At 58.6% G+C, this 23,219-nt stretch carries 24 protein-coding genes; 11 read left to right on the top strand and 13 right to left on the bottom strand.

The features are described 5' to 3' along the window. The first annotated feature begins 38 nt into the window (after positions 1-38). Both GOX63_RS11575 and msrA read left to right on the top strand, forming a co-directional pair. Positions 39-323, top strand: a complete 285-nt coding sequence (locus GOX63_RS11575) for an SCP2 sterol-binding domain-containing protein (RefSeq protein ID WP_170326135.1) — start codon at positions 39-41, stop codon at positions 321-323. 96 nt (positions 324-419) lie between these two features. Then, on the top strand, positions 420-1,091 hold the full coding sequence (msrA, locus tag GOX63_RS11570; RefSeq protein ID WP_170545775.1) for a peptide-methionine (S)-S-oxide reductase MsrA: 672 nt from the start codon (positions 420-422) through the stop codon (positions 1,089-1,091). Here the strand turns inward: msrA and GOX63_RS11565 are convergent. Further along, positions 1,088-1,957, bottom strand: a complete 870-nt coding sequence (locus tag GOX63_RS11565) for a ribokinase (RefSeq protein WP_170545773.1) — start codon at positions 1,955-1,957, stop codon at positions 1,088-1,090. The two genes, msrA and GOX63_RS11565, sit on opposite strands and share 4 nt — an antisense overlap. A gap of 3 nt (positions 1,958-1,960) precedes the next feature. Next, a complete protein-coding gene (locus GOX63_RS11560; protein WP_170326132.1) occupies positions 1,961-4,216 on the bottom strand; it encodes an NADP-dependent malic enzyme in 2,256 nt (751 codons plus the stop codon). Positions 4,217-4,376: 160 nt separating this feature from the next. Here GOX63_RS11560 and mutS point away from each other — a divergent pair, with 160 nt between their 5' ends. Beyond that, positions 4,377-6,992, top strand: a complete 2,616-nt coding sequence (gene mutS, locus GOX63_RS11555) for a DNA mismatch repair protein MutS (RefSeq protein WP_170326422.1) — start codon at positions 4,377-4,379, stop codon at positions 6,990-6,992. 31 nt (positions 6,993-7,023) lie between these two features. Here mutS and GOX63_RS11550 read toward each other — a convergent pair whose 3' ends face one another. Both GOX63_RS11550 and hrcA read right to left on the bottom strand, forming a co-directional pair. Continuing rightward, complete coding sequence (locus GOX63_RS11550) at positions 7,024-7,587, bottom strand: nucleotide exchange factor GrpE (RefSeq protein WP_170326131.1); 564 nt, start codon at positions 7,585-7,587, stop codon at positions 7,024-7,026. A 10-nt stretch (positions 7,588-7,597) separates the two neighbouring features. Continuing rightward, on the bottom strand, positions 7,598-8,662 hold the full coding sequence (hrcA, locus tag GOX63_RS11545; RefSeq protein ID WP_170326130.1) for a heat-inducible transcriptional repressor HrcA: 1,065 nt from the start codon (positions 8,660-8,662) through the stop codon (positions 7,598-7,600). 112 nt (positions 8,663-8,774) lie between these two features. Between hrcA and rph the strand changes: the two genes are divergently transcribed. From rph to GOX63_RS11525, 4 genes are read left to right on the top strand one after another with little or no spacing between them, the layout of a single operon-like run. Next, complete coding sequence (rph, locus tag GOX63_RS11540; RefSeq protein WP_170326129.1) at positions 8,775-9,488, top strand: ribonuclease PH; 714 nt, start codon at positions 8,775-8,777, stop codon at positions 9,486-9,488. Next, on the top strand, positions 9,485-10,099 hold the full coding sequence (gene rdgB, locus GOX63_RS11535) for an RdgB/HAM1 family non-canonical purine NTP pyrophosphatase (protein ID WP_170326128.1): 615 nt from the start codon (positions 9,485-9,487) through the stop codon (positions 10,097-10,099). The genes rph and rdgB overlap by 4 nt, the downstream gene beginning before the upstream one ends. Continuing rightward, on the top strand, positions 10,089-11,243 hold the full coding sequence (hemW, locus tag GOX63_RS11530) for a radical SAM family heme chaperone HemW (RefSeq protein ID WP_170326127.1): 1,155 nt from the start codon (positions 10,089-10,091) through the stop codon (positions 11,241-11,243). Before rdgB ends, hemW begins: the two co-directional genes overlap by 11 nt. 3 nt (positions 11,244-11,246) lie before the next feature. Continuing rightward, positions 11,247-11,600 (top strand): YbaN family protein, encoded by a 354-nt coding sequence (locus tag GOX63_RS11525; protein ID WP_170326126.1) that lies wholly within the window; start codon positions 11,247-11,249, stop codon positions 11,598-11,600. On the opposite strand, the gene GOX63_RS11520 is transcribed toward GOX63_RS11525, so the two are convergent. The 7 genes from GOX63_RS11520 to GOX63_RS11490 form a co-directional block, all read right to left on the bottom strand. Continuing rightward, positions 11,590-12,483 carry a ParB/RepB/Spo0J family partition protein gene (locus tag GOX63_RS11520; protein WP_170326125.1) on the bottom strand — a complete coding sequence of 298 codons (894 nt, stop codon included), beginning with the start codon at positions 12,481-12,483 and terminating at the stop codon, positions 11,590-11,592. The two genes, GOX63_RS11525 and GOX63_RS11520, sit on opposite strands and share 11 nt — an antisense overlap. A gap of 20 nt (positions 12,484-12,503) precedes the next feature. Then, the gene (locus tag GOX63_RS11515; protein ID WP_170326124.1) at positions 12,504-13,307 is read right to left on the bottom strand and encodes a ParA family protein; all 804 of its coding nucleotides are present in this window, start codon (positions 13,305-13,307) and stop codon (positions 12,504-12,506) included. Next, a complete protein-coding gene (gene rsmG / locus GOX63_RS11510; protein WP_170326123.1) occupies positions 13,300-13,914 on the bottom strand; it encodes a 16S rRNA (guanine(527)-N(7))-methyltransferase RsmG in 615 nt (204 codons plus the stop codon). The genes GOX63_RS11515 and rsmG overlap by 8 nt, the downstream gene beginning before the upstream one ends. Beyond that, positions 13,911-15,779, bottom strand: coding sequence for a tRNA uridine-5-carboxymethylaminomethyl(34) synthesis enzyme MnmG (gene mnmG, locus GOX63_RS11505; RefSeq protein ID WP_170326122.1), 1,869 nt, complete (start codon positions 15,777-15,779; stop codon positions 13,911-13,913). The genes rsmG and mnmG overlap by 4 nt, the downstream gene beginning before the upstream one ends. Positions 15,780-15,791: 12 nt before the next feature. Beyond that, the gene (mnmE, locus tag GOX63_RS11500) at positions 15,792-17,078 is read right to left on the bottom strand and encodes a tRNA uridine-5-carboxymethylaminomethyl(34) synthesis GTPase MnmE (RefSeq protein WP_170545771.1); all 1,287 of its coding nucleotides are present in this window, start codon (positions 17,076-17,078) and stop codon (positions 15,792-15,794) included. Positions 17,079-17,108: 30 nt separating this feature from the next. Further along, positions 17,109-18,380, bottom strand: coding sequence for a transcription termination factor Rho (rho, locus tag GOX63_RS11495; RefSeq protein ID WP_170326120.1), 1,272 nt, complete (start codon positions 18,378-18,380; stop codon positions 17,109-17,111). A 122-nt stretch (positions 18,381-18,502) separates the two neighbouring features. Continuing rightward, positions 18,503-18,952 carry a CopD family protein gene (locus GOX63_RS11490; protein WP_170326119.1) on the bottom strand — a complete coding sequence of 150 codons (450 nt, stop codon included), beginning with the start codon at positions 18,950-18,952 and terminating at the stop codon, positions 18,503-18,505. 404 nt (positions 18,953-19,356) lie between these two features. On the opposite strand from GOX63_RS11490, the gene GOX63_RS11485 reads away from it, so the two are divergent. The 4 genes from GOX63_RS11485 to dnaQ are packed head-to-tail and all read left to right on the top strand — an operon-like array spanning position 19,357 to position 22,091. Then, entirely contained in the window at positions 19,357-19,956 is a 600-nt protein-coding gene (locus tag GOX63_RS11485; RefSeq protein ID WP_170326118.1) for a Maf family protein, read from the top strand. Next, positions 19,953-20,786, top strand: a complete 834-nt coding sequence (locus tag GOX63_RS11480; RefSeq protein ID WP_170326117.1) for a shikimate dehydrogenase — start codon at positions 19,953-19,955, stop codon at positions 20,784-20,786. The genes GOX63_RS11485 and GOX63_RS11480 overlap by 4 nt, the downstream gene beginning before the upstream one ends. After that, entirely contained in the window at positions 20,783-21,376 is a 594-nt protein-coding gene (coaE, locus tag GOX63_RS11475; protein WP_170326116.1) for a dephospho-CoA kinase, read from the top strand. Before GOX63_RS11480 ends, coaE begins: the two co-directional genes overlap by 4 nt. Further along, positions 21,369-22,091 (top strand): DNA polymerase III subunit epsilon, encoded by a 723-nt coding sequence (gene dnaQ, locus GOX63_RS11470; protein WP_170326115.1) that lies wholly within the window; start codon positions 21,369-21,371, stop codon positions 22,089-22,091. The genes coaE and dnaQ overlap by 8 nt, the downstream gene beginning before the upstream one ends. A 26-nt stretch (positions 22,092-22,117) precedes the next feature. On the opposite strand, the gene secB is transcribed toward dnaQ, so the two are convergent. Next, complete coding sequence (gene secB, locus GOX63_RS11465; RefSeq protein ID WP_170326114.1) at positions 22,118-22,615, bottom strand: protein-export chaperone SecB; 498 nt, start codon at positions 22,613-22,615, stop codon at positions 22,118-22,120. A gap of 64 nt (positions 22,616-22,679) precedes the next feature. Beyond that, positions 22,680-23,168 (bottom strand): FxsA family protein, encoded by a 489-nt coding sequence (locus tag GOX63_RS11460; RefSeq protein ID WP_170326113.1) that lies wholly within the window; start codon positions 23,166-23,168, stop codon positions 22,680-22,682. Positions 23,169-23,219 lie beyond the last annotated feature (51 nt).

The raw sequence follows: 23,219 nt of genomic DNA, 5'->3' as shown, positions 1-23,219 counted from the left end.
TGCCCCCTAACCCTTTGGGCTGAAACAGGAGGGACCCTATGACACTTGCCGCTATTGCCGATGGTATTCAGAAAAACCTGGTCGGGCGCAGCTTTGAAGGCTCATTGAAATTCGACTGCGGCGATGACGGGGTCATCGTGCTGGCCGACAATCAGGCCAGCACGCAGGATCGCGACACCGATTGCACCATCCGCATCTCGCAGGACAACCTGACCAAGCTGCTGACCGGCAAGCTGAACCCGATGACCGGGGTGGCACTGGGCAAGCTCAAGATCTCGGGCAACATGGGGGTGGCGATGAAGCTGGGGCAGTTGCTGGGCTGAGGCGATAAACTCGTCTCACCACCGCGTGACAAACCATGTCAGCGGATTGCGCCGGTGCATAAGTCAGGGCAGCCTGATCCCGAAAGGAGCCCTGCCATGACCCGCATCGCTTTTCCCGACTTCATCAAACCATCGCTGCTGTTTGCGTTGATCGCACTGGCCGCCCCGCTGCGCGCCACGCCTGCTCCGGCAGCGGGGACCGAGACCCTGACGGTTGCGGGGGGCTGTTTCTGGTGCGTCGAATCCGATTTCGAATCCGTCCCGGGCGTGATTGGTGCGGTTTCTGGCTATACCGGCGGCAAAACCGCCAACCCGACCTATGATCAGGTCACCAAAGGCGGCACCGGCCATTACGAGGCGGTTCAGATCACCTTTGACCCGGCCCGGGTTTCCCGTGAAAAGCTGCTGAACATGTTTTTCCGCTCGGTCGATCCAACCGATGCGGGCGGTCAGTTCTGCGACCGGGGCAATAGCTATCGGACGGCAATTTTCGTCTCTAACACGGGGGAAAAGACGCTTGCACAGCAGGCCAAGGCAGACGCGCAGCGTGCCTTGGGGCAATCGGTCGTCACCCCGATCCTGCAGCAGGGCACGTTCTATCCGGCCGAGGCCTATCATCAGGATTACTACAAGGGCACCAAGCTGGTCCTGACCCGCTTTGGTCCCAAGCGCCAGCACAGCGCGTACAAAGCCTATCGCAAAGCCTGCGGGCGCGACGCTCGGGTCAAACAGCTCTGGGGCAGCGCAGCTCCGTTTGCCGGGTCTTAATCGAACCGCGCCTCGTGCACCTCTTTGAGGTCGGGGATCACATCAGCCGTTCCGTGCCGCGTGACCATCAGGGCCGCGGCACGATTTGCCTGTGCGATCGCCTGCGCCATCGGCATCCCATGATCCGTTCCCGCGAGAACATAGCCGGTGAACGTATCTCCAGCACCGGTCGTATCCACCGCCTGCACCTTATGGGCCGGAAAATCCGAAGCCTCACCGCGATGGAAATACCGCGCGCCTTTTGAGCCCAGCGTGACAATCACATGTTCGATCTTCAGGTCAGTCACCGATTGCCCGGTGGCGTCGCGCAACTGCTCGGCCTCGACCTCATTCAGGAACAGGAAATCCAGATAGGGTAGCACGGCCTGCACCGCCGCGGCTTGAAAGGGGGCTGCGGCATAGCAGACGGTCAGGCCCAGCGCGCGGGCCATCTTTGCGGCCTCAACCTGCAGGGTGGTTTCGTTCTGCATCACCAGCAGGTCACCCTGCGAGGCAGATGACAGCGCCTGCCCCAGCTGGTCCGGCGTGATTGCATGGTTCGAGCCCGGAAACAGGATGATGTTGTTTTCACCCTGCGCATCCACGGCGATGATGGCATGGCCGGTGGGCACATCAACCTCTGCGATATGGCGCGTGTCCACGCCATATTCGGTCAAACGATCCCGCGCCCAGCGCCCATCCGGCCCCACGGCGCCGATATGTGCCACCTGCGCCCCGGCCCGGGCGGCGGCTACGGACATGTTTGCGCCCTTGCCACCCAGAAACCGATCCAGCCGATTGGCCGAAAGCGTCTCTCCCGGCCCGGGCAGGTGCGGCACGTCATAGATCATGTCCGCGTTGATCGAGCCGAGATTCCAAATCGTCATGTGTTACCCGATATCGCAGGAGGCCAGGATGGCCATGTTCAGAATGTCATTCGCCGTCGATACGGTCGAGCAAATCTGGATCGGCTTGTCGATACCCGACAGGATCGGGCCGATCACAGTTGCTCCACCCATTTCCTGCATCAGCTTGGTCGAAATCGATGCGGAGTGCCGGGCGGGCACGATCAGGATATTCGCCGGGCCGGTCAGGCGTTGGAACGGATATCCTGCCTGCTGATCCACATTCAGGGCCACATCCACGGTCATTTCTCCTTCGTATTCGAAGTCGACGCCACGTTTGTCCAGAACTGCGGGGGCGCGGTGCATTTTTTCGGCCCGCTCAGACACCGGATAGCCGAAGGTCGAGAAACTGACAAAAGCCACGCGCGGTTCAAGCCCCATGTGCCGGGCCACGGCGGCCGAGCGTTCAGCGATATTGGCCAGATCGTTCTCATCCGGCCATTCATGCACCAGCGTGTCGCCAATCAGCACGATCCGCCCCTTGTGCAAAAGCGCGGTCACACCCGCCGCGCCATGGGCTGCGTCAGCATCAAAAACATGGTTGATCCGGTCCAATACATGCGCCGATTTGCGCGTGGCTCCGGTCACCAGGCCATCACCATGGCCATGCGCCAGCATCAGCGACGAGAACACATGGCGATCGCGGGCGGCCAGACGGTGAATGTCTTTGCGGTCAAAACCTTTACGCTGCAGGCGCTCATAGAGAAAATTCGAGTAAGTATCGAGATGCGAGGTGTTGGCGGCGTTCACCACCTCCAGCTCACGCACCGCGTCACCCAGACCGGCCTCGTCCAGCTTTTGTTTCACTTCATCGGGACGACCCACAACCAACGCCTTACCAAAACCCGAGCGTTGGTAGGTCACCGCCGCGCGCAGCACGCGGGGATCGTCGCCCTCGGCAAAGATCATTCTGCTTTGCGCCTGACGCGCGCGCGCGTTCAGGCCGCGCAGGATGCTGGCGGTCGGGTCCATACGAGACTTCAGGCTCAGTTCATAGGCGTCCATGTCGATGATCGGACGGCGCGCTGCCCCGGTATCCATGCCGGCCTTGGCAACGGCTGGTGGGATACGGTGAATCAGACGCGGGTCAAACGGCGTCGGGATGATGTAATCGCGGCCGAAAGTGAGCGATTTGCCATAGGCCATTGCAACCTCATCGGGCACATCCTCGCGCGCCAGATTGGCAAGTGCATGGGCACAGGCGATCTTCATCTCGTCATTGATGGCGCGGGCGTGGATATCCAGCGCACCGCGGAACAGGTAGGGGAAGCCCAGAACGTTGTTGACCTGGTTCGGATAGTCGCTGCGGCCGGTTGCGACGATGGCATCGACGCGCACTTCGTGGGCCTCTTCCGGCGTGATTTCCGGGTCAGGGTTGGCCATCGCAAAGATCACCGGGTTGTCGGCCATGCTGGCGACCATGTCCTGCGTCACCGCGCCTTTGACCGACACGCCTAGAAACACGTCTGCGCCCTTCATGGCGTCTTCCAGCGTACGCAAATCCGTGGTGATCGCGTGGGCTGATTTCCACTGGTTCATGCCCTCGGTCCGGCCCTGATAGATCACGCCCTTGGTGTCACAGACGATGCAGTTCTCATGTCGCGCGCCCATCGATTTGAGCAGTTCGATACAGGCAATCCCCGCCGCGCCCGCACCGTTCAGGACGATCTTCACGTCCTCGATCTTCTTGCCCGAGATATGCAGCGCGTTCAGCAGACCCGCCGCACAGATCACCGCCGTGCCGTGCTGGTCGTCGTGGAAGACGGGGATATCCATCTCTTCCTTCAGGCGCTGTTCGATGATGAAACACTCGGGCGCCTTGATGTCTTCCAGATTGATGCCGCCGAAAGTCGGACCCATCAGTTTTACCGCTCGGCAGAACTCATCTGGGTCTTCGGTGTCCAGTTCGATATCGATCGAGTTCACATCCGCGAACCGTTTGAACAGGACCGATTTCCCCTCCATCACCGGTTTCGAACCCAGCGCGCCCAGGTTACCAAGGCCCAGAACCGCCGTCCCGTTTGAGATCACGGCTACCAGATTGCCCTTGTTGGTATAGTCGTAGGCAGTCTCGGGCGCTTCGGCGATGGCTTCACATGGAACGGCCACACCGGGGCTGTAGGCCAGCGACAGATCGCGCTGCGTGGTCATGGGAACGGTGGCCTGCACCTCCCACTTGCCGGGGGTCGGGTCCAGGTGAAAGGCCAGCGCCTCTTCTTTGGTGATCTTCGTTTTGGGCATCTTTTTGGTCGTTTCCATGACTTCGGGGCTGTCGCCTCATAGCGCAGGAGAACGCGCGCCTCAATGAGAATGAGTTTTCGGCTTTTACTGAAGATGCGGGATTTGTAAGGTCGCGCCCGGAACACGCCAGAAGGGGGCCGCCTTGTCCACAGTCACGCCTATGATGGCGCAGTATCTCGAGATTAAAGAGGCCCACGCGGACGCCCTGCTGTTCTACCGCATGGGCGATTTCTACGAGATGTTTTTCCAGGATGCCGTGAACGCCGCTGAAGCGCTGGACATCGCCCTGACCAAGCGCGGCAAGCACAATGGCGAGGATATCCCGATGTGCGGCGTGCCGGTGCATTCGGCCGAGGGCTATCTGTTAACCCTGATCCGCAAGGGCTTCCGCGTGGCTGTTTGCGAACAGATGGAAAGCCCGGCTGAGGCGAAGAAAAGAGGCTCTAAATCGGTGGTTCGGCGCGATGTCGTCCGATTGGTGACACCCGGCACGCTGACAGAAGACGCCCTGTTGGAGGCCCGTCGCCACAACTTCCTGGCCACTTATGCCGAGGTTCGGGACGAAGCCGCGCTGGCCTGGGCCGATATCTCGACCGGCGCGTTTCACGTGATGCCTTTGACCTCGGTCCGGCTCAGCCCGGAATTGGCGCGGCTGGCCCCGTCCGAGTTGATCATGGCTGACGGGGTGCAGGACAAACTGGGCGAGCCGGTGCGTGATCTGGGGATTTCGCTGACGCCGATCGGGCGCGCCAGTTTCGACAGCACGGCGGCGGAGAAACGCATTTGCGGTTTGTTTCACGTGGGCGCGCTGGATGCGTTCGGAAGTTTTGGCCGGGCCGAAGTGTCAGCAATGGGCGCGCTGATCGACTATCTGGAGATCACCCAAAAGGGCAAACTGCCCCTGCTGCAAACGCCGCTCAAAGAATCCGAAGATCGCGTCGTGCAAATCGACGCCGCGACGCGACGCAATCTGGAACTGACCCGGTCCTTATCCGGCGGTCGCGCCGGTTCGCTGCTGTCGGTGGTCGATCGGACCGTAACGCCGGGCGGCGCGCGGCTGTTGGAGCAACGCCTGTCGAGCCCCTCGCGCAATCTGGACGTGATCCATGCCCGGCTCGACGCGGTGAGTTTTGCCGCTGAGGACAGCCTGACCACCTCGGACCTGCGCGAGGCGCTGCGCAAAACGCCGGATCTGGACCGGGCCTTGTCCCGCCTTTCGCTGGACCGCGGCGGCCCCCGCGATCTGGCCGCGATCCGCAACGGGCTGACCCAAGCCACAGCGATTGCTGAGATTTGCGATGGTCAAGATCTGCCTGTCCTGCTGGCGACCGCCCTGCAAAATCTTGTTGGCTTTGATGATCTGCTGAACCTGCTGGACGAGGCCCTTGTCGCGGAGCCACCCCTTCTGGCGCGCGATGGTGGCTTCATCGCGCCTGGTTTCGACGCCGAATTGGACGAAGCCCGCACCCTGCGCGACGAAGGCCGCTCGGTCATTGCAGGGTTTCAACAGAAATACGCGGAACATACCGGCATCACCTCGTTGAAGATCAAGCACAACAATGTGCTGGGTTACTTCATCGAAACCACGGCCACTCATGCCGAGAAGATGCTGAACACGCCGTTCTCTGAAACCTATATCCACCGACAGACCACCGCCAATCAGGTGCGGTTCACCACTGTGGAACTGTCCGAGATCGAAACCCGCATTCTGAACGCCGGAAACCTGGCGCTTGAGATTGAAAAGCGGCTCTATCAAAGGCTTTCTGACGAAATTCTGGCCCTCGCCGCCCGCCTGAACCAAGCCGCCCGGGGGCTCGCTGAACTGGATCTGACCACTGCGCTGGCCGATCTGGCGCGCGGTGAAAACTGGTGCCGCCCGCAAGTCGACACCTCACGCGCCTTCGATGTGCAAGGCGGTCGCCATCCGGTCGTCGAACACGCGCTGCGCCAACAAGGCGGTGACGCCTTCATTGCCAATGACTGCGATCTGAACTCTGACGAAGGCGCGGCGATCTGGTTGCTGACCGGTCCCAACATGGCCGGTAAATCAACCTTCCTGCGCCAGAATGCCTTGATCGCTCTGCTGGCCCAGATGGGCAGTTACGTCCCGGCCGAACGGGCCCATATCGGCGTCGTTAGTCAACTGTTCAGCCGCGTCGGCGCCTCGGACGATCTGGCGCGAGGCCGCTCGACCTTCATGGTCGAGATGGTGGAAACCGCAGCGATCCTGAACCAGGCCGACGACCGTGCGCTGGTCATTCTGGACGAAATCGGGCGGGGTACGGCCACATATGACGGCCTTTCGATTGCCTGGGCCACGCTGGAACACCTGCACGCCGCCAACAAATGCCGCGCGCTGTTCGCCACCCATTACCACGAATTGACCGCTCTGGCCGGCAATCTGGAAGGTGTCGACAACGCCACCGTCGCCGTCAAGGAATGGGAAGGCGAAGTGATCTTCCTGCACGAGGTTCACAAAGGCGCCGCCGACCGGTCCTATGGCGTTCAGGTCGCGCAACTTGCCGGTTTGCCTGCTTCGGTGGTTGAGCGCGCCCGCGTGGTTCTGGACCAGCTGGAGAAAACCGAACGCGAAGGCGGCAAGCAAAAGGCTTTGATCGACGACCTGCCGCTGTTCTCGGCCGCGCCGCCACCACCACCTCCGGCGCCCAAAGCCTCACCCGTCACGGATATTCTGGATGGTGTCCTGCCGGATGAGCTGACCCCGCGCGAGGCGCTGGACCTGATCTACAAACTGAAAGAGGCGGCCAGAACCTGACCGCCTCAATATTGTTCGGATTTTAAGCTGCTTAGCTTGCAGGCGTCGACGACACGCCAACCTGCGCCGGACGCAGCAGGCGATCATGCAGCATGAAGCCTTCGGCTGAGACCTGAATGATGTCACCGGCACGAGTGCCCGGTACAGGCGCTTCGAACATCGCTTCATGAATGTTCGGATCAAACCGATCACCAACCTCGGGGGTGATTACCTGAATCCCGTGCTTCTGGAAAACGTCTTTCAGCGCGCGCATGGTCAGTTCAACACCTTCCAGCAGGCCGGCGGCAACCTCTTTCTGCTCATCGGTCGCGGCCTCAAGCGCGCGTTTCATGTTGTCGTAGACCGGCAGCATGTCGCGGGCCAGTTTTGACCCACCATAGTTTTCTGCATCGCGACGCGCTTTGTCACCGCGTTTGCGCGCATTCTCGGCATCCGCCAGCGCGCGCATGAACTTGTCCTTGTAGTCGTCCCGCTCGGCACGCAGTTCATCCAGTTCCAGCGCTTCGTCGCTGAATTCCGCGATTTCTTCGGCCAGCGCTTCCGCTTCGGCTGTTGCGATATCGTCTAGAAAATCTTCGTTCTTGGGCTCTGCCATCTCTTACCCTCTAGCTCCGGTCGGATATCAGCTTGCCGACCAGTTGCGCCGTATAATCCACGATCGGCACGATCCGTCCATAATTCAGACGCGTGGGCCCGATGACCCCGACCGCACCGATTATCTTTCGATCAGCGTTCATATATGGAGACACCACCAAAGAGGAACCCGAAAGTGAGAAAAGTTTGTTCTCAGAGCCGATAAAAATGCGCACACCCTCGCCTTCTTCGGCCAATTCGAGGAATTCGGCGATGTCACGCTTGCGTTCAAGATCGTCAAACAGGCTTCGGATTCGGTCCAGTTCCTCTTCCTGACCCGGTTCATTCAGCAGATTCGCCCGTCCACGCACGATCAGACGGGCCGAGTCGCCGCCGTCCCCGTCCCAGGCGGCCATACCGCTTTCGACCATCGCCCGCGCCAGCACGTCGATCTCTTGCTTGCGGGCATCGATCTGCGTCTGCATCTGACGGCGAACTTCGCTCAGCGTGCGCCCCTCGATCAACGCATTCAGGAAATTCGCCGCCTCGCGCATCGAACTAGGCGTTTGCCCCGGTGGTGGCGTGAACAGGCGATTTTCGACATGTCCATCGGCAAACACCAGAACCACCAGCGCTCGGTCATGGGCCAGAGAAACGAACTCGATATGTTTGATCTCGGATTCATGCTTGGGTGTCAGAACCAGCGACGCACCATGTGTCACGTGTGACAACGCCGCGCCCACGCGGTCCAGCATCCCGCCCACATCGCCCGCGTTAGAGCCTAATGTCTCGTCCAGCTTTTGCCGATCATCCGCGCCCAGATCGCCGACTTCCAACAGCCCATCGACGAACATGCGCAACCCTTGCTGCGTCGGAATCCGCCCGGCACTGACATGCGGACTGTCGAGCAGGCCCAGAAACTCCAGATCCTGCATCACGTTGCGGACCGTCGCTGCGCTGACCTTTTCCGACAGGGTGCGGGTCAGCGTGCGGCTGCCAACGGGCTCACCGCTGTCCAGATAGCTTTCGACGATCAGCCGGAACACCTCACGCGACCGGTCATTCATCTCGTTCAGAATTTTGCTTGCTTCGCTCATCGGCGGCCCCCTGCTGGGTCGTCATTAAATCGCAGGCAAATGAAAGGTCAATCGGGGTTGCATCGTAACGCCACGGGGCGTTATCCCCAACCCAGCAAACAAAGGATTTCCCATGCGACCCTCAGGACGAGATTTAAGCGAAATGCGCGCCGTTTCAATCGAAACGGGGTTCACCAAACATGCCGAAGGTTCCTGCCTGATCAAAATGGGCGACACCCATGTACTGTGCACCGCCACGATCGAGGATCGCGTGCCGCCCTTTATCAAGGGCTCGGGCCTGGGTTGGGTTACCGCTGAATACGGTATGCTGCCCCGCGCCACCAACACGCGGATGCGCCGTGAGGCTGCCAGTGGTAAACAAGGCGGCCGTACCGTGGAAATCCAGCGTCTGATTGGTCGTGCCTTGCGTGCCGGTGTGGATCGGGTCGCGCTGGGTGAGCGTCAGATCACCGTCGACTGTGATGTGATCCAGGCCGATGGCGGCACCCGCTGTGCTTCGATCACTGGAGGATGGGTGGCGCTGCGTCTGGCGGTGAACAAGCTGATGAAGGCGGGTGATGTGATCTCTGACCCCTTGGTAGACCCTGTAGCGGCCGTGTCCTGTGGTATTTACGCCGGTCAGCCGGTGCTGGATCTGGATTACCCCGAGGACAGCGAAGCTGGCGTCGACGGCAACTTTATCATGACCGGTTCCGGCAAACTGATCGAAGTTCAGATGAGCGCCGAAGGTTCGGTCTTCAGCCGCGCCCAGATGGATCAGCTGATGGATCTGGCCGAAAAAGGTGTGGCCGAACTGGCCGCAGCGCAAAAGGCCGCCACCGCATGACCCGCAAGTTCGACAGCGACAAGCTGCTGGTGGCCACGCATAACAAAGGCAAGCTCGAGGAGATGGCGCATCTCCTCGAACCCTTTGGCGTGACGGTCATTGGCGCGGCAGAGATGAACCTGCCCGAACCGGAAGAGACCGAGGATACCTTCGTCGGCAATGCCCGGATCAAGGCTCATGCCGCAGCCAAGGCGACCGGCCTGCCTGCCCTGTCGGACGATTCCGGCATCACCATCGATGCGCTGGACGGCGCGCCCGGCGTTTACACCGCCGATTGGGCCGAAACCGGCAATGGCCGCGATTTCCTGATGGCGATGACCCGCGCCCATAATGAGCTGGAGGCGAAGAACGCCGCCCATCCCCGCACCGCACAGTTCCGCAGCACGCTGGTTCTGGCCTGGCCCGATGGCCATGACGAGGTGTTTGAAGGCATCGCCCCTGGTCACTTGGTCTGGCCGATCCGCGGCGAAGGCGGGTTTGGGTATGACCCGATGTTTGTCCCCGACGGATACGACATTACCTTTGCCGAGATGGATCGCTGGGAAAAGAACAAGATCAGCCATCGCGGTCGCGCGGTGGAGATGTTCGTGAAAGGCTGCTTTGGCGGATGATTGGCGCAACGGGGGCTTTGGCCTGTATGTGCATTGGCCTTTTTGCGAGGCCAAATGCCCCTATTGCGATTTCAATAGCCATGTTTCAAGAAATATTAATCAAAAACAATGGCTTAACGCGTATCTACGCGAATTACGCCGCTCGGCTGCCGAAACCCCTGACCGCGTCCTGAATACGATCTTCTTTGGCGGCGGCACCCCCTCGTTGATGGAGCCCGACACCGTCGCTGCAGTGATCGACGCGGCGCGCGCCCTTTGGCGACCTGCCAATGACATGGAAATCACGCTCGAGGCCAATCCCGGCTCGGTCGAGGCTGGCCGCTTTTCGGCCTATCGTGATGCTGGGGTGAACCGCATCTCGATGGGTGTACAGGCCCTGAACGACGAAGACCTGCGCCGGCTGGGCCGCATTCACACCGTGGCGGAGGCCCGCGCCGCCTTTGACATCGCCCGCAATTGTTTTGAGCGGGTGAGCTTTGACCTGATCTACGCCCGGCAGCATCAAACCCCAGACGCCTGGCGCGCGGAACTGACCGAGGCGCTGTCGATGGCCATCGACCACCTGTCGTTGTATCAGCTGACCATTGAGGAGGGCACTGCGTTCGGTGACCGCTATGCCGTCGGCAAACTGCGCGGCCTGCCCGAGGATGATAGCGCCGCCGACATGTATCTGGCCACGCAAGAGATCTGCGAGGCGCGCGGCCTGCCCGCCTATGAGGTTTCAAACCACGCACGGTCCGGCGCGGAATCGCAGCACAATCTGATCTATTGGCGCTATGGCGATTATGTCGGTATCGGTCCTGGGGCGCATGGGCGCATCACACTAAACGGTCGAAAGCTGGCGACAGAAACCTATCTATCTCCAAGCGCGTGGCTGAACGCCGTAGAAACCGGATCCGGAGAAAAACAACGCACAGCGCTTTCTCCGCAAGATCAGGCAAATGAATACCTTATGATGGGTTTAAGGGTTGCCGAAGGGCTAGATATTGATAGGTTCAACGCATTGTCGGACCAAGCTCTACCGCAGGATAAGCTGTCTGATCTGGTTGAATTCGGCATGATCGAACAGACAAACGGAAGGCTGATTGCCACCAAAGACGGACGAGCGGTTCTGAACGCAGTGATCCGGGAATTGTTGGGATAGAAGATGCAATATATCTGGGCCATTCTGGGATTGATCTGCGTCGGGCTTGCGATGGTGGGCATTGTTCTGCCCCTATTACCGACAGTGCCGTTCCTGCTTTTGGCGGCGTTCTTCTTCGCCCGATCTTCCTCGCGCCTGCATAATTGGCTGATCACACACCGCTCATTCGGACCGCTGATCGTGGATTGGCAAAGCTCTGGCGCCATTCGTCCGGGTGCAAAAAAGGCGGCGACCCTTTCGATCGCCGCCGTGTTTGGATTGTCAATTCTGCTGGCCCTGCCCTCACATGTCCTGATCATTCAGGCCGTGGTGCTGAGCGCGGTGATGACCTTTATCTGGACCCGTCCTAACGGCTGAGTTTGGCGCAAAGATCGTCCAGCTGATCCAGGTTTTCATAAGTCAAAACCACCTGTCCGGTTTCGGTTCCGGCCTTGTGATTGATCAAAACCTTCATCGCCAGAATCGCGGAAAGGTCCTTCTCAAGCGCCCGTGTGTCCGCATCTTTACCTGCATTCAAATTTCTGGAGCGCGGCGCAGCTTTGGCCGGATCACCGTTCTGCTTCTTCACCAGAGCTTCGGTAGCACGCACTGACAGCCCGTCCCGCACCACGATTTTCGCCAGTTCCGACGGGTTTTCTGCGGTAATCAGCGCCCGCGCATGGCCTGCGGACAGTTTGCCTTCGATCACCAAAGTCTGCACGTCCAGCGGCAAAGACAACAAACGCAACAGGTTTGCGATGTGACTGCGGCTTTTGCCTAGGGCTTCGGCAAGTTTCTCTTGTGTATGGCCGAACCGGTCCATCAGCTGCTTGTAGCCCGCCGCTTCTTCAACCGCGTTCAGATCTGCGCGCTGAATGTTTTCAATAATCGCAACTTCCAACACTTCGGTATCGTCAAATTCGCGGACGATGACCGGAATATCGTGGAGCTGCGCCATTTGGGCGGCGCGCCAGCGGCGCTCACCAGCGACGATTTCGTACTCGCTTCCGTTGATTTCGCGCACGATCAACGGCTGAATGATGCCCTTTTCTTTGACCGAGGCGGCCAGCTCGTCCAACTGGTCGGGCGAAAACGTCCGCCGCGGCTGGTTCGGATTGGCTCGCAGCTTTTCGATCGGGACTTTCATATCCGGGCGGCGGGGTTCTGTCGGGGCCAGACCTTCGGCCTCCTGCGTCACATCTGCCATCAAGGCCGACAATCCACGGCCCAAACCTCGGGGTTTTGATTTCTTGACGGCCACTGAGCCCTCCTCACTGCCGCTCAGGCGGCGGCTTTCTTATTCTTATAAATGACTTCGCGCGCCAGATGCCGATACGCCATCGCCCCCAACGACCCCGAGTCATATTGCAGAACCGGCAAAGCGTAAGACGGCGCCTCGCTGACCCGCACATTTCTGGGTATCTTGGTTTTAAATACCATCTCACCCAGATTGTCACGCGCGTCTTTTTCGACCTGACGGGACAAGTTGTTGCGGTTGTCATACATGGTCAACACAACACCTTCGATTCTAAGGTCCGGATTCGCAGTCTGACGGACCTCTCGGATCGTCAGCATCAACTGCGAAAGCCCTTCCAGTGCAAAAAACTCACTTTGCAACGGAACCAGAATCGAATGGGCCGCAACCATGGCGTTTACGGTCAGCAGATTCAGCGATGGCGGGCAGTCGATGAGCACAAAATCAAGCTCGAACTTGTCAATTGAAGTCTGCCGCAGCGCATCGTGCAATAGATAGCTGCGCTTTTCGTTCGAAATCAATTCGATGTCAGCCGAGCTTAGATCGACGGTTGCAGGGATTACAAACAGTCCTTCGATTTCCGTCTCTTGCACCACCGCTTCAAGCGGCGCGTCGTCAAGGATCAGATCATAGGTCGTCCAGTCCCGATCCTCGACCCCCAAACCAGTAGAGGCATTACCCTGCGGATCAAGATCAACAACCAGGACCCTGCATCCTGCCTCGGCCAGTCCTGCAGCTAGATTGATCGCCGTTGTCGTTTTTCCCACCCCACCCTTTTGATTGGCAACCGCAATTATCCGGGGCCCTGAGGGACGAGACAGATCAACCACGCGATACTCCTTTGATCCTTAGGATAACAGCTTGGGGTTCAGTTAAACTTGTAATCTGCTCGCACTCGAAATTCCATTCCTCGCGTGCGGCTTCCAGCTCTTTTTTCCAGCTTGCACCTTTCGGCAACAGAGCAGTACCGATTTTTGCTAAATGTCTGTCACAAAATGACAATAATATCTTGAGATCAGCAAGAGCCCGCGCAGAAAGGACGTCTGCTTGTAGCGGCTCAACGGTTTCGATTCGCTTTGAAATGACAGTGCAATTAGCGCCGCATTCCCGTGCCACGCTGCGCAGGAACGCCGATTTGCGCTGATCGCTTTCCACGAATGTGAATTTGGATTCTGGCGCTTCTTCTATGGCCATGATCGCGCAGACCATACCGGGGAACCCGCCCCCGCTGCCCAAATCCACCCAGGTTTTGAACGCATCTGCACAGCGGTAAACCTGTACGGAATCCAGAATGTGCCGCGTCCAGATGTCCTTTAAACTGTTGCGGGATACCAGATTGATCTTGGGATTCCAGCGTTGCACCAGATCAACATAGGTCTCGAGCCGCTCGAATGTTTCACGTGAAACACTCAAACCATCAAAGATCTCGTGACTCATGCCTTGCGTACCTTTTGCCCGCGCCTCAACTTGGCCAACAGCAACGTAAGTGCGGCTGGTGTCACCCCTTCGACGCGCCCGGCCTGAGCGATGTTCACCGGTCGGGCCTGAGAAAGCTTCTGTTTCATCTCGGATGACAGACCTTCCAGAGAGGAATAGTCGAAATCCCGCGGTATTTCATAGGATTCATCGCGCTTCATCGCTTCGACGTCCTTTTGCTGACGCGCGATGTAGTTTGCATAAAGCGCGTCCCGCTCAACCTGAAGGCGGATATCTGTTTCGACCTCTTCCAACTCAGGGACAAGAGAAACCAGATCATCAAACGAGACGTCTGGGAACGCTAAAATCGCCATACCGTCCCGTCGATTGCCGTCCTGATTGACGCTAATTCCAACAGCACGCACCTCTTTCGGCGTGTATGTACGATCCGTCAACATGGATTTCGCAGAGGTGAGTTTATCCATCTTCTCGCCAAACCGGGTTTGGCGTTCCTCTCCGACACACCCAAGGTCGATGCCCATTGGTGTCAGTCGTTGGTCTGCATTGTCGGCCCGTAAAGACAGTCGGAACTCCGCCCGTGAGGTGAACATACGATAGGGTTCCGCCACACCACGCGTGGTTAGATCGTCAATCATCACGCCGATATAGCTGTCGGCCCGGGTGAAATGAACGGGATCGCGACCCAGAACAGCCATGGCGGCATTCAGTCCGGCGACCAAGCCTTGCGCCGCGGCTTCCTCATATCCTGTTGTGCCGTTGATCTGACCCGCAAGATATAGTCCCGGTGCTTCAGGTAAGGACAATGACGATGTCAGAACACGTGGGTCGACATAATCGTATTCTATTGCGTAACCAGGCTGCAGGATTTCGGCATTCTCAAGCCCTTTGATTGAGTGCACGTAGTCTTGCTGTACATCTTGAGGCAAAGACGTCGAAATACCGTTTGGATAGATCGTGTGATCATCAACCCCTTCGGGTTCAAGGAAAATCTGATGCGAGTCCTTTTCCGCAAACCGTACGATCTTGTCTTCGATCGAAGGGCAGTATCTGGGCCCCACCCCATCGATATGCCCCCCATACATAGCGGATCGAGACAGGTTCTTTTCGATGATCTCATGGGTGCGCGCGTTTGTATGCGTGATTCCGCAAGAAATCTGCGGTGCGACAACGGAAGTGGAGAGGAAGGAAAACAGCGTGGGGTCGTCGTCTCCGTCCTGACGTTCAAGATCAGACCAGTCGATTGTCCGACCGTCCAACCGTGGCGGTGTCCCGGTTTTCAGGCGCCCCATCGGCAGATCAAGACTATCCAACCGTTCTGCCAGCTTGATTGAGGGCCGATCCCCCATCCGCCCCCCTGGCCGGGATACATCGCCGATATGGATGATACCGCGCAGGAACGTGCCCGAAGTCAGAATAACGGCGCCGGCGTGGATTTCAGAATCGTCCGCCAGCCTGATTCCCACCACCTTGTGCCCGTCCATCAGAAAGTCGACGACCTCTCCGACCACGACCGACAGACGATCCTGCGCCTGCGTCTCTTTTTGCATGGCGGCCCGGTACAGCGTGCGATCGGCCTGGGTTCGGGGGCCCTGTACGGCAGGACCTTTACGGCGGTTCAGCAGTCGGAACTGAATGCCGGCCTGATCCGCGACACGGCCCATAACACCATCCAGCGCATCGATTTCACGGACCAAATGGCCTTTACCCAATCCACCGATGGCCGGGTTGCAAGACATTACACCGATATCAGATGCGGACAGAGTGACCAATGCCGTCTCAGCTCCCATCCGTGCGGCTGCATGAGCGGCTTCGGTGCCGGCATGACCGGCGCCGACAACAACAACATCAAACTTCGAATGTTTCACGTGAAACACTCCCTACTTACCCAGGCAGAAACTGGAGAATATCTCATCCAGAAGGTCTTCGACCCCGATCCTGCCGACCAATGTTTCCAAGGCACGGATCGCCGTGCGCAGTTCTTCGGCAGCGATATCATACAAGTCCGGGCCTGATTCCAGAACCGTCATCGCCGCGCCCAATGCGGCCCTAGCATCATTCAGTGCGACGCGATGCCGTTCACGGGTTGCGATACCATGACTGGTAGATCTTTCACCAAGTACACACGATATATGGGAAATTAGTTGATCGATCCCCTGCCCTGTCTTTCCAGAGATCCCGCCATTTCCATCCTCACGAAGATCGGATTTCGGCAACATCTGAATGTCGCCGTCCATCATCTGAACGCCAAGCTCTGTGGGGTCTTCGGTCAGAAACACGCGCAGATCAGCCGCATCGGCACGTTTGCGAGCCAGCTCGATTCCTAGGTTTTCGACATGATCCTCGGTATCTCGCAGCCCGGCCGTATCCAGCAACGTAACAGGCAGACCGGCCAAGTCCATACGAACCTCAATCACATCGCGGGTCGTGCCTGCGTATTCCGAGGTGATCGCTGCCTCGCGCCCGGCCAAGGTGTTCAGCAAGGTCGACTTGCCCGCATTTGGCAGGCCAACAATTGCGACTTCGAACCCGGTCCGGATGCGTTCAGCAATCTTCACGCCCTCGGCTTCGCGCTGAAGGTCCTGCATGACGCCGGTCACCAATGTCTGCACTTCTGGTGTGACGTCCGTTGGCACTTCTTCGTCGGCAAAATCGATGACGGCTTCCAACAGCGACGCTGCCCGGATCAGATCACGGCGCCAGCGTTCGGCCAATCCGCCCAACTCCCCGGCCAGAATGGTCTGCGCCTGTTTGCGCTGCGCCTCGGTTTCGGCATCGATCAGGTCGGCCAGACCTTCGACCTGGGTCAGATCCATCTTACCGTTTTCTAACGCGCGACGCGTGAACTCTCCGGGTTCTGCCAGCCGCAGCCCATCCGTATCGGACAGGCAGCGCATCACTGCGTTGACCGACGCGGTGCTGCCATGAATTTGCAGCTCAGCCACGTCTTCGCCGGTGAAGCTGGCCGGCGCCTGGAAGGTCAGAACCAGCCCGTCATCCAAACGCGAACCATCAGCCGCATGCAAGGACCGCACCCGCATGCCACGGGGCGGCAGCGGGCTGCTTGTCAAACCAGCCGCAGCGGTATGCGCCAAAGGGCCAGAGAGGCGGATCACCGCCACCCCTGCTTTGCCTTGTGCGCTGGCCAAGGCGAATATCGTATCCATTCGAAGGCCTCGCGTCAGTTAAGACCTGTGTCAGGTGTTCATCGAATCGAAGAACTCGCCATTCGTCTTCGTTTGCTTCAACTTCGACAGCAAGAACTCGATTGCATCGGTGGTCCCCATCGGGTTGAGGATACGACGCAGAACGAAGGTTTTGGCCAGATCGCCCTTGTCGACCAGCAGATCTTCTTTCCGGGTGCCAGACTTGAGGATGTCGATGGCCGGGAACACACGTTTGTCTGCGATTTTCCGATCCAGAACGATTTCCGAGTTACCGGTGCCTTTGAATTCTTCAAAGATAACTTCGTCCATCCGGCTGCCAGTATCGATCAGCGCAGTGGCGATGATGGTCAGCGAGCCGCCTTCTTCGATATTCCGCGCCGCACCGAAGAACCGCTTGGGCCGTTGCAGGGCGTTTGCGTCCACACCACCGGTCAAAACTTTACCCGAGGACGGTACCACGGTGTTAAAAGCCCTACCAAGTCTTGTGATCGAGTCGAGAAGAATAACAACATCTCGTTTGTGCTCGACCAAACGCTTGGCCTTTTCGATCACCATTTCCGACACGGCCACGTGGCGCGTCGCCGGTTCGTCAAAGGTCGAGGACACAACCTCACCTTTCACCGAACGCTGCATGTCGGTCACCTCTTCCGGGCGTTCGTCGATCAGCAGGACGATCAGATAGCACTCCGGGTGGTTCTGTTCGATGGAATGCGCGATGTTCTGCAGGATCACCGTCTTACCGGTCCGCGGCGGCGCCACGATCAGCGAACGCTGGCCTTTACCGATGGGTGCGACCAGATCGATCACACGGGCCGACTTGTCCTTGATGGTGGGATCTTCGATTTCCATCTTCAGACGCTCATCCGGGTACAGAGGCGTCAGGTTGTCGAACAGGATCTTGTGTTTCGCCTTCTCAGGGTTCTCGAAGTTGATCATCGTGACCTTGGTCAGCGCGAAGTACCGTTCGTTATCGTCCGGCGCCTTGATCTCACCTTCGACCGTGTCGCCTGTGCGCAGCGAGTGCAGGCGGATCATGTCGGGCGAGACATAGATGTCGTCCGGACCCGGCAGATAGTTCGCCTCGGGCGAGCGCAGAAAGCCGAAGCCGTCCTGCAGAACCTCAAGCACGCCATCGCCGCCAACGGTCCAGCCCTCATCCGCGCGTTCGCGCAGGATCTGGAACATCATCTCGCCTTTACGCATGGTCGAGGCGTTTTCGATCTCCAGCTCTTCGGCCATCGCCAGAAGGTCTTTTGGGCTTTTGGCCTTCAGGTCGGCCAGATTCAGGGCTTCAGTTGTCATGATATATACCTTCACCGCTGACTGCGCGGCACGAAGTGGAATTTCAGTACGGAAGATACGCCGCCCGGACGGGCGTGTTGATCCCTACATAAGCGCGGCAGCGGTTGGAGTCAAACAGGCCCTCAGAACTTCAGAATGACCGCCAGAACGATGGCAACCATCAGAATGGTCGGAACCTCGTTCATCATGCGATACTGCCGCCCAGTGAGCTTGTTTCGGCCCTCTACGAAGTCCTTGCGCCGTGCCATCAGCCAATGATGGAACCAGGTCATCCCAAGCACCGCTGCGCCCTTGACCCAGGGCCAGGACCAGTCCCAGCCCACAATGCCAGGTGTGAAGACCATGATCAGGCCACACACCCATGCCACGTACATTGCTGGTCGCATGATCACACGCAGCAACTTATCTTCCATTTCAAAGAAAATGGTTTCAGCCCCGTCGACTGCCTGTGCCTTTTCTACGTGATAGACGAACAGCCTTGGCAAATAGAACAGGCCCGCCATCCACGAGATCACGGCCATGATATGTAAAGACTTCACCCACGGGTAAATCGTGAAAAGAAGATCGGTCATTCTGGCTCCGGGCGTTGCTCGGAACTCTCCCTAATAAAAAAATAAGAAAAGAAAAAGGAAGATGGTTTTGTAGGGTGAACAAAATCCGTGGATTACTTTTTTACACATGTGTTTTCCCCAGGTGGAAATTTTTCCGGTTCAAGGGAGTGATTCTGTGAATTTCAAAATTAAGTTTCTATTTTCAGATAGTTAGAATCCATCTTCTGAGGTCTTTCTGGGGATAAATCCCGGGGTATCTGTGGAGTTCCCGTTTATCCCACCTGTTAGACTTATCCTTGTCCCGGATGGACAGGGTTCGAGCGACTCAGGGAAGTTTTGCGCGAAATTCCCGGGGTTGCGTGTCAATCTGAAAACCATACAAACCGTCCTAGAACGCTCAACGATTTGCACACGGGGTTTTCCACATGTCTGTCCCCATCATCCTGGCCTCGGGCTCATCCATTCGTGCGCAGCTGCTGGAAAACGCAGGCGTGCCGTTTTCCGTTCAGGTCGCGCGCGTGGACGAAGATGCCATGAAACACGCGCTGCTGGCCGAAGGTGCCCCGCCCCGCGATATCGCCGACGCGCTGGCCGAGATGAAGGCGCGTAAGGTCAGTGACAAAACCCCCGGGGTGATGGTTCTGGGCTGCGATCAGGTGCTGGATTTCGACGGGCAGTTGCTGTCCAAGCCCGAAACGCCCGAAGACGCTCTGGCTCAACTCAAGATGATGCGAGGCAAGCGGCATATGCTGTTGTCGGCCGCGGTGATCTATCGGGATGGTGAACCGATCTGGCGCCATGTCGGTCAGGTGCGCCTGCGGATGCGGATGAGCTCGGACGCCTACCTGCGCGACTACATTGACCGTAACTGGTACAGCATTCGTCACGCAGTCGGCGCCTATAAGCTGGAAGAGGAAGGCGTCCGCTTGTTCGCCACCATTGACGGCGACTACTTTAATGTCTTGGGTATGCCCCTGTTGGAACTGCTCAATTTTCTGGCCGTCAAAGGGGTGATCGATCAATGACGCATAACCGTATTCCGTTGGCCGGAGTGATCGGGCACCCGATTGCGCATTCCAAATCTCCGAAACTGCATGGCCATTGGCTGAAGAAATACGGTCTGGATGGGCATTACGTCCCGATGGACGTATCCCCCGAAGATTTTGAGACCGTTCTGCGGTCCCTGCCCAAGGCCGGGTTCGTCGGCACCAATGTGACGGTTCCTCATAAAGAGGCCGCGCTGCGCATTGCTGACCATGTGTCCGAGCGGGCCTCGGTCATCGGTGCGGCGAATACTCTGGTGTTTCACGAGGACGGCACGATCCATGCGGACAATACTGATGGCTACGGGTTCCTGGAGAACCTGCGCAGCGGTGCGCCGGACTGGACACCCTCGGATGGCCCGGCCGTGGTGTTTGGCGCAGGCGGCGCGGCGCGGGCGGTGATACAGAGCCTGCTGGACGCGGGCGTGCCTCAGATCTTGCTGACCAACCGCACCCGCACCCGTGCAGACCAGTTGCAGAAAGAATTTGGTGATCGGGTTACCGTGGTCGATTGGCTGCAGGCGGGAAATGTCATCGAAAACGCGGAACTGGTGGTCAACACGACCTCTCTTGGAATGCTGGGGCAGCCGGAATTGCGGGTGCCACTGGATGGGCTGCAACCCGGCGCCGTTGTGACCGATCTGGTCTATGCGCCGCTGAAAACCCATCTGCTGCAAGTGGCAGAAGAGGCCGGCTGTACCACCGTGGATGGGTTGGGCATGTTGCTGCATCAGGCCGTACCCGGGTTTGAACGCTGGTTCGGCACCCGCCCCGAGGTGACCGATGATCTGCGCGCGGCGGTTTTGGGATGAGTTTCGCGCTTGGCCTGACGGGCTCGATCGGAATGGGCAAAAGCACCACGGCGCAGATGTTCGTGGACGAAGGCTGTGCGCTGTGGGACGCAGATGCAGCCGTACATAGACTCTATTCAAGGGGCGGAGCGGCTGTCGAGCCGATGCGCGCGACTTTTCCGGACGCGATTGTCGACGATGCCGTCAGCCGCGATGCGCTGAAGAAAATCATCGCGCAGGACCCATCTGCACTGAAACAGATCGAAGCCATCGTACACCCGCTGGTGGCTGCGGATCGCGCGGCGTTCCGGGAACAGACCAAGGCAGATATTCTGGTTTTCGACATCCCCCTGCTGTTTGAAACCGGCGGCGATGCGGCGATGGATGCGGTTGCCTGCGTCTCGATCCAGGCCGATGAACAAAAGCGCCGCGTGATGGAGCGCGGCACCATGACCGAGGCGCAATTTGAACAGATCCGCGCCAAGCAGATGCCGAATGAGGAAAAATGCGCGCGGTCGGACTATGTGATCGTGACGGATACGCTGGACCACGCCCGCACGCAGGTGCAGGATGTGGTCAGGCAGATACGGGCGGGGATGGCAGATGCGTGAGATTGTACTCGATACCGAAACCACGGGATTTGACCCCGAAAGCGGCGACCGTATTGTCGAGATCGGCGCGGTCGAGCTGTGGAACCACGTGGCCACGGGCGAGACCTATCACGTCTATATCAACCCCGAACGCTCGATGCCTGAAGAGGCGTTTGGCGTGCATGGGATCGGCCCCGACCTGCTGGAGAACCCACGCCCGCCGGAAAAGGGCGAGGTCACGCTCAAGGACAAGCCGGTTTTTGCCAAGGTGGGTCAGGGCTTTCTTGATTTCATCCAGGATTCCAAGCTGGTCATCCATAACGCATCCTTCGACATGAAATTCCTGAACGCGGAACTCAGATGGTTGGGGCTGCCGCAGATTCCGATGGATCAGGCGCTGGATACGCTGGCGATTGCACGCAAACGCTTTCCGGGTTCGCCCGCCTCGTTGGATGCACTGTGCCGGCGGTTCAACATCGACAATTCGAACCGGACTCTGCACGGCGCGTTGCTCGACTCGGAAATTCTGGCCGAAGTTTATCTGGAATTGATCGGGGGGCGGCAGCCGGATTTCGGACTGTCCACCTCAGCGGCCTCGGGTGCCGGAGGGCAGGACGATTGGCGTCCGACGGCGCGCCCGACACCGCTGGCGTCGAAGATCACCGACGAAGAGCGCACGGCGCATGAGGCATTTGTGGAAAAACTGGGCGAAAACGCCCTGTGGACCCGCGCCTGAGGTCAAACCCGGCGCGGGTCAACCGATCAGGCTTCGGTTTTCTGGGCTTCGGCCTGACGACGCATCAATTCGTTGCGGTACAGGCTGACAAAATCGATGTTGTCCAGGTTCACCGGCGGATAGCCACCGTCGCGGGTGATGTCGCTGACGATGCGGCGCAGGAACGGGAACAGCATCCGCGGGCATTCGATCATCAGGAACGGGTGCAGCTGATCTTCGGCCACGCCTTCGATGTGGAACAGGCCGCAATAGTCGATCTCGCACAGGAACAGAACGTCCTCCATGCCCTTGGCTTTCGACTTGAGGTTCAGCTTGATCGCCACCTCGTATTGATGCTCGACCGAACGCTTTTTCGCATCCAGGTTCACCTGAACCGCGATCTCGGGCTGAACGTCACCGGACACGCCTTTTTGCGCCATCACGTTTTCAAAGGACATATCGCGAATGAATTGTCCCAGAACGCGCATTTGAATTTGCGGGGCGGCCTGTGCCGCGGTGTTTTCTGCAGGGCTTTCGTCAGCCATGGATCTACTCCGAAAATGAAATTCGCCACTGCTTAGCAAGTTGGGCGCGGCACCTCAATGCAGGTCACGGACCTTCGACCCATTTCGATGGCTTTGAGGGATCCTGACGGGGGTGGACCTCGGTAAAGTCGCCGTCGATCACGTCATCGTCAAACGGCGTGGGGCCGGACCGGAACTGTGCGCCGGTGCCCATCTGGAACTGCGTGATCGTCACTTTCGATTTCAGATAGCGGAACACCGCCACCCGAACGCTTGGGATCAACAGCGCAAAACCGACCGCATCGGTGAAAAATCCGGGCGTCAGCAGCAGAACACCCGACAGCAGGATCATCGCGCCATGGGCCAGCGGCTCGGTCGGGTCGTCCAATTCGGCAAAGGATCGCTGCAGATTGGCCAGGGCCATGCGACCTTGTGTCCTGACCAAAGCGGTGCCCAAAACGGCCGTCAGCACCACAATCGCAAGGGTCGGCCACAGTCCGATCAGACCACCAACCTGTATGAACAGGGCGATCTCGATGATCGGGACCAATAAAAATGCCAAGAACAGGTACATTTGCGTTATCCTTTACAAGAGGCCGGGCGGTGGACTTGCCACGAACTGTCA

This window comes from Ruegeria arenilitoris (genome assembly GCF_013031355.1).
GTDB classification, from domain to species: domain Bacteria; phylum Pseudomonadota; class Alphaproteobacteria; order Rhodobacterales; family Rhodobacteraceae; genus Ruegeria; species Ruegeria arenilitoris_C.
This window is presented reverse-complemented; position numbering and strand designations above follow the sequence as displayed.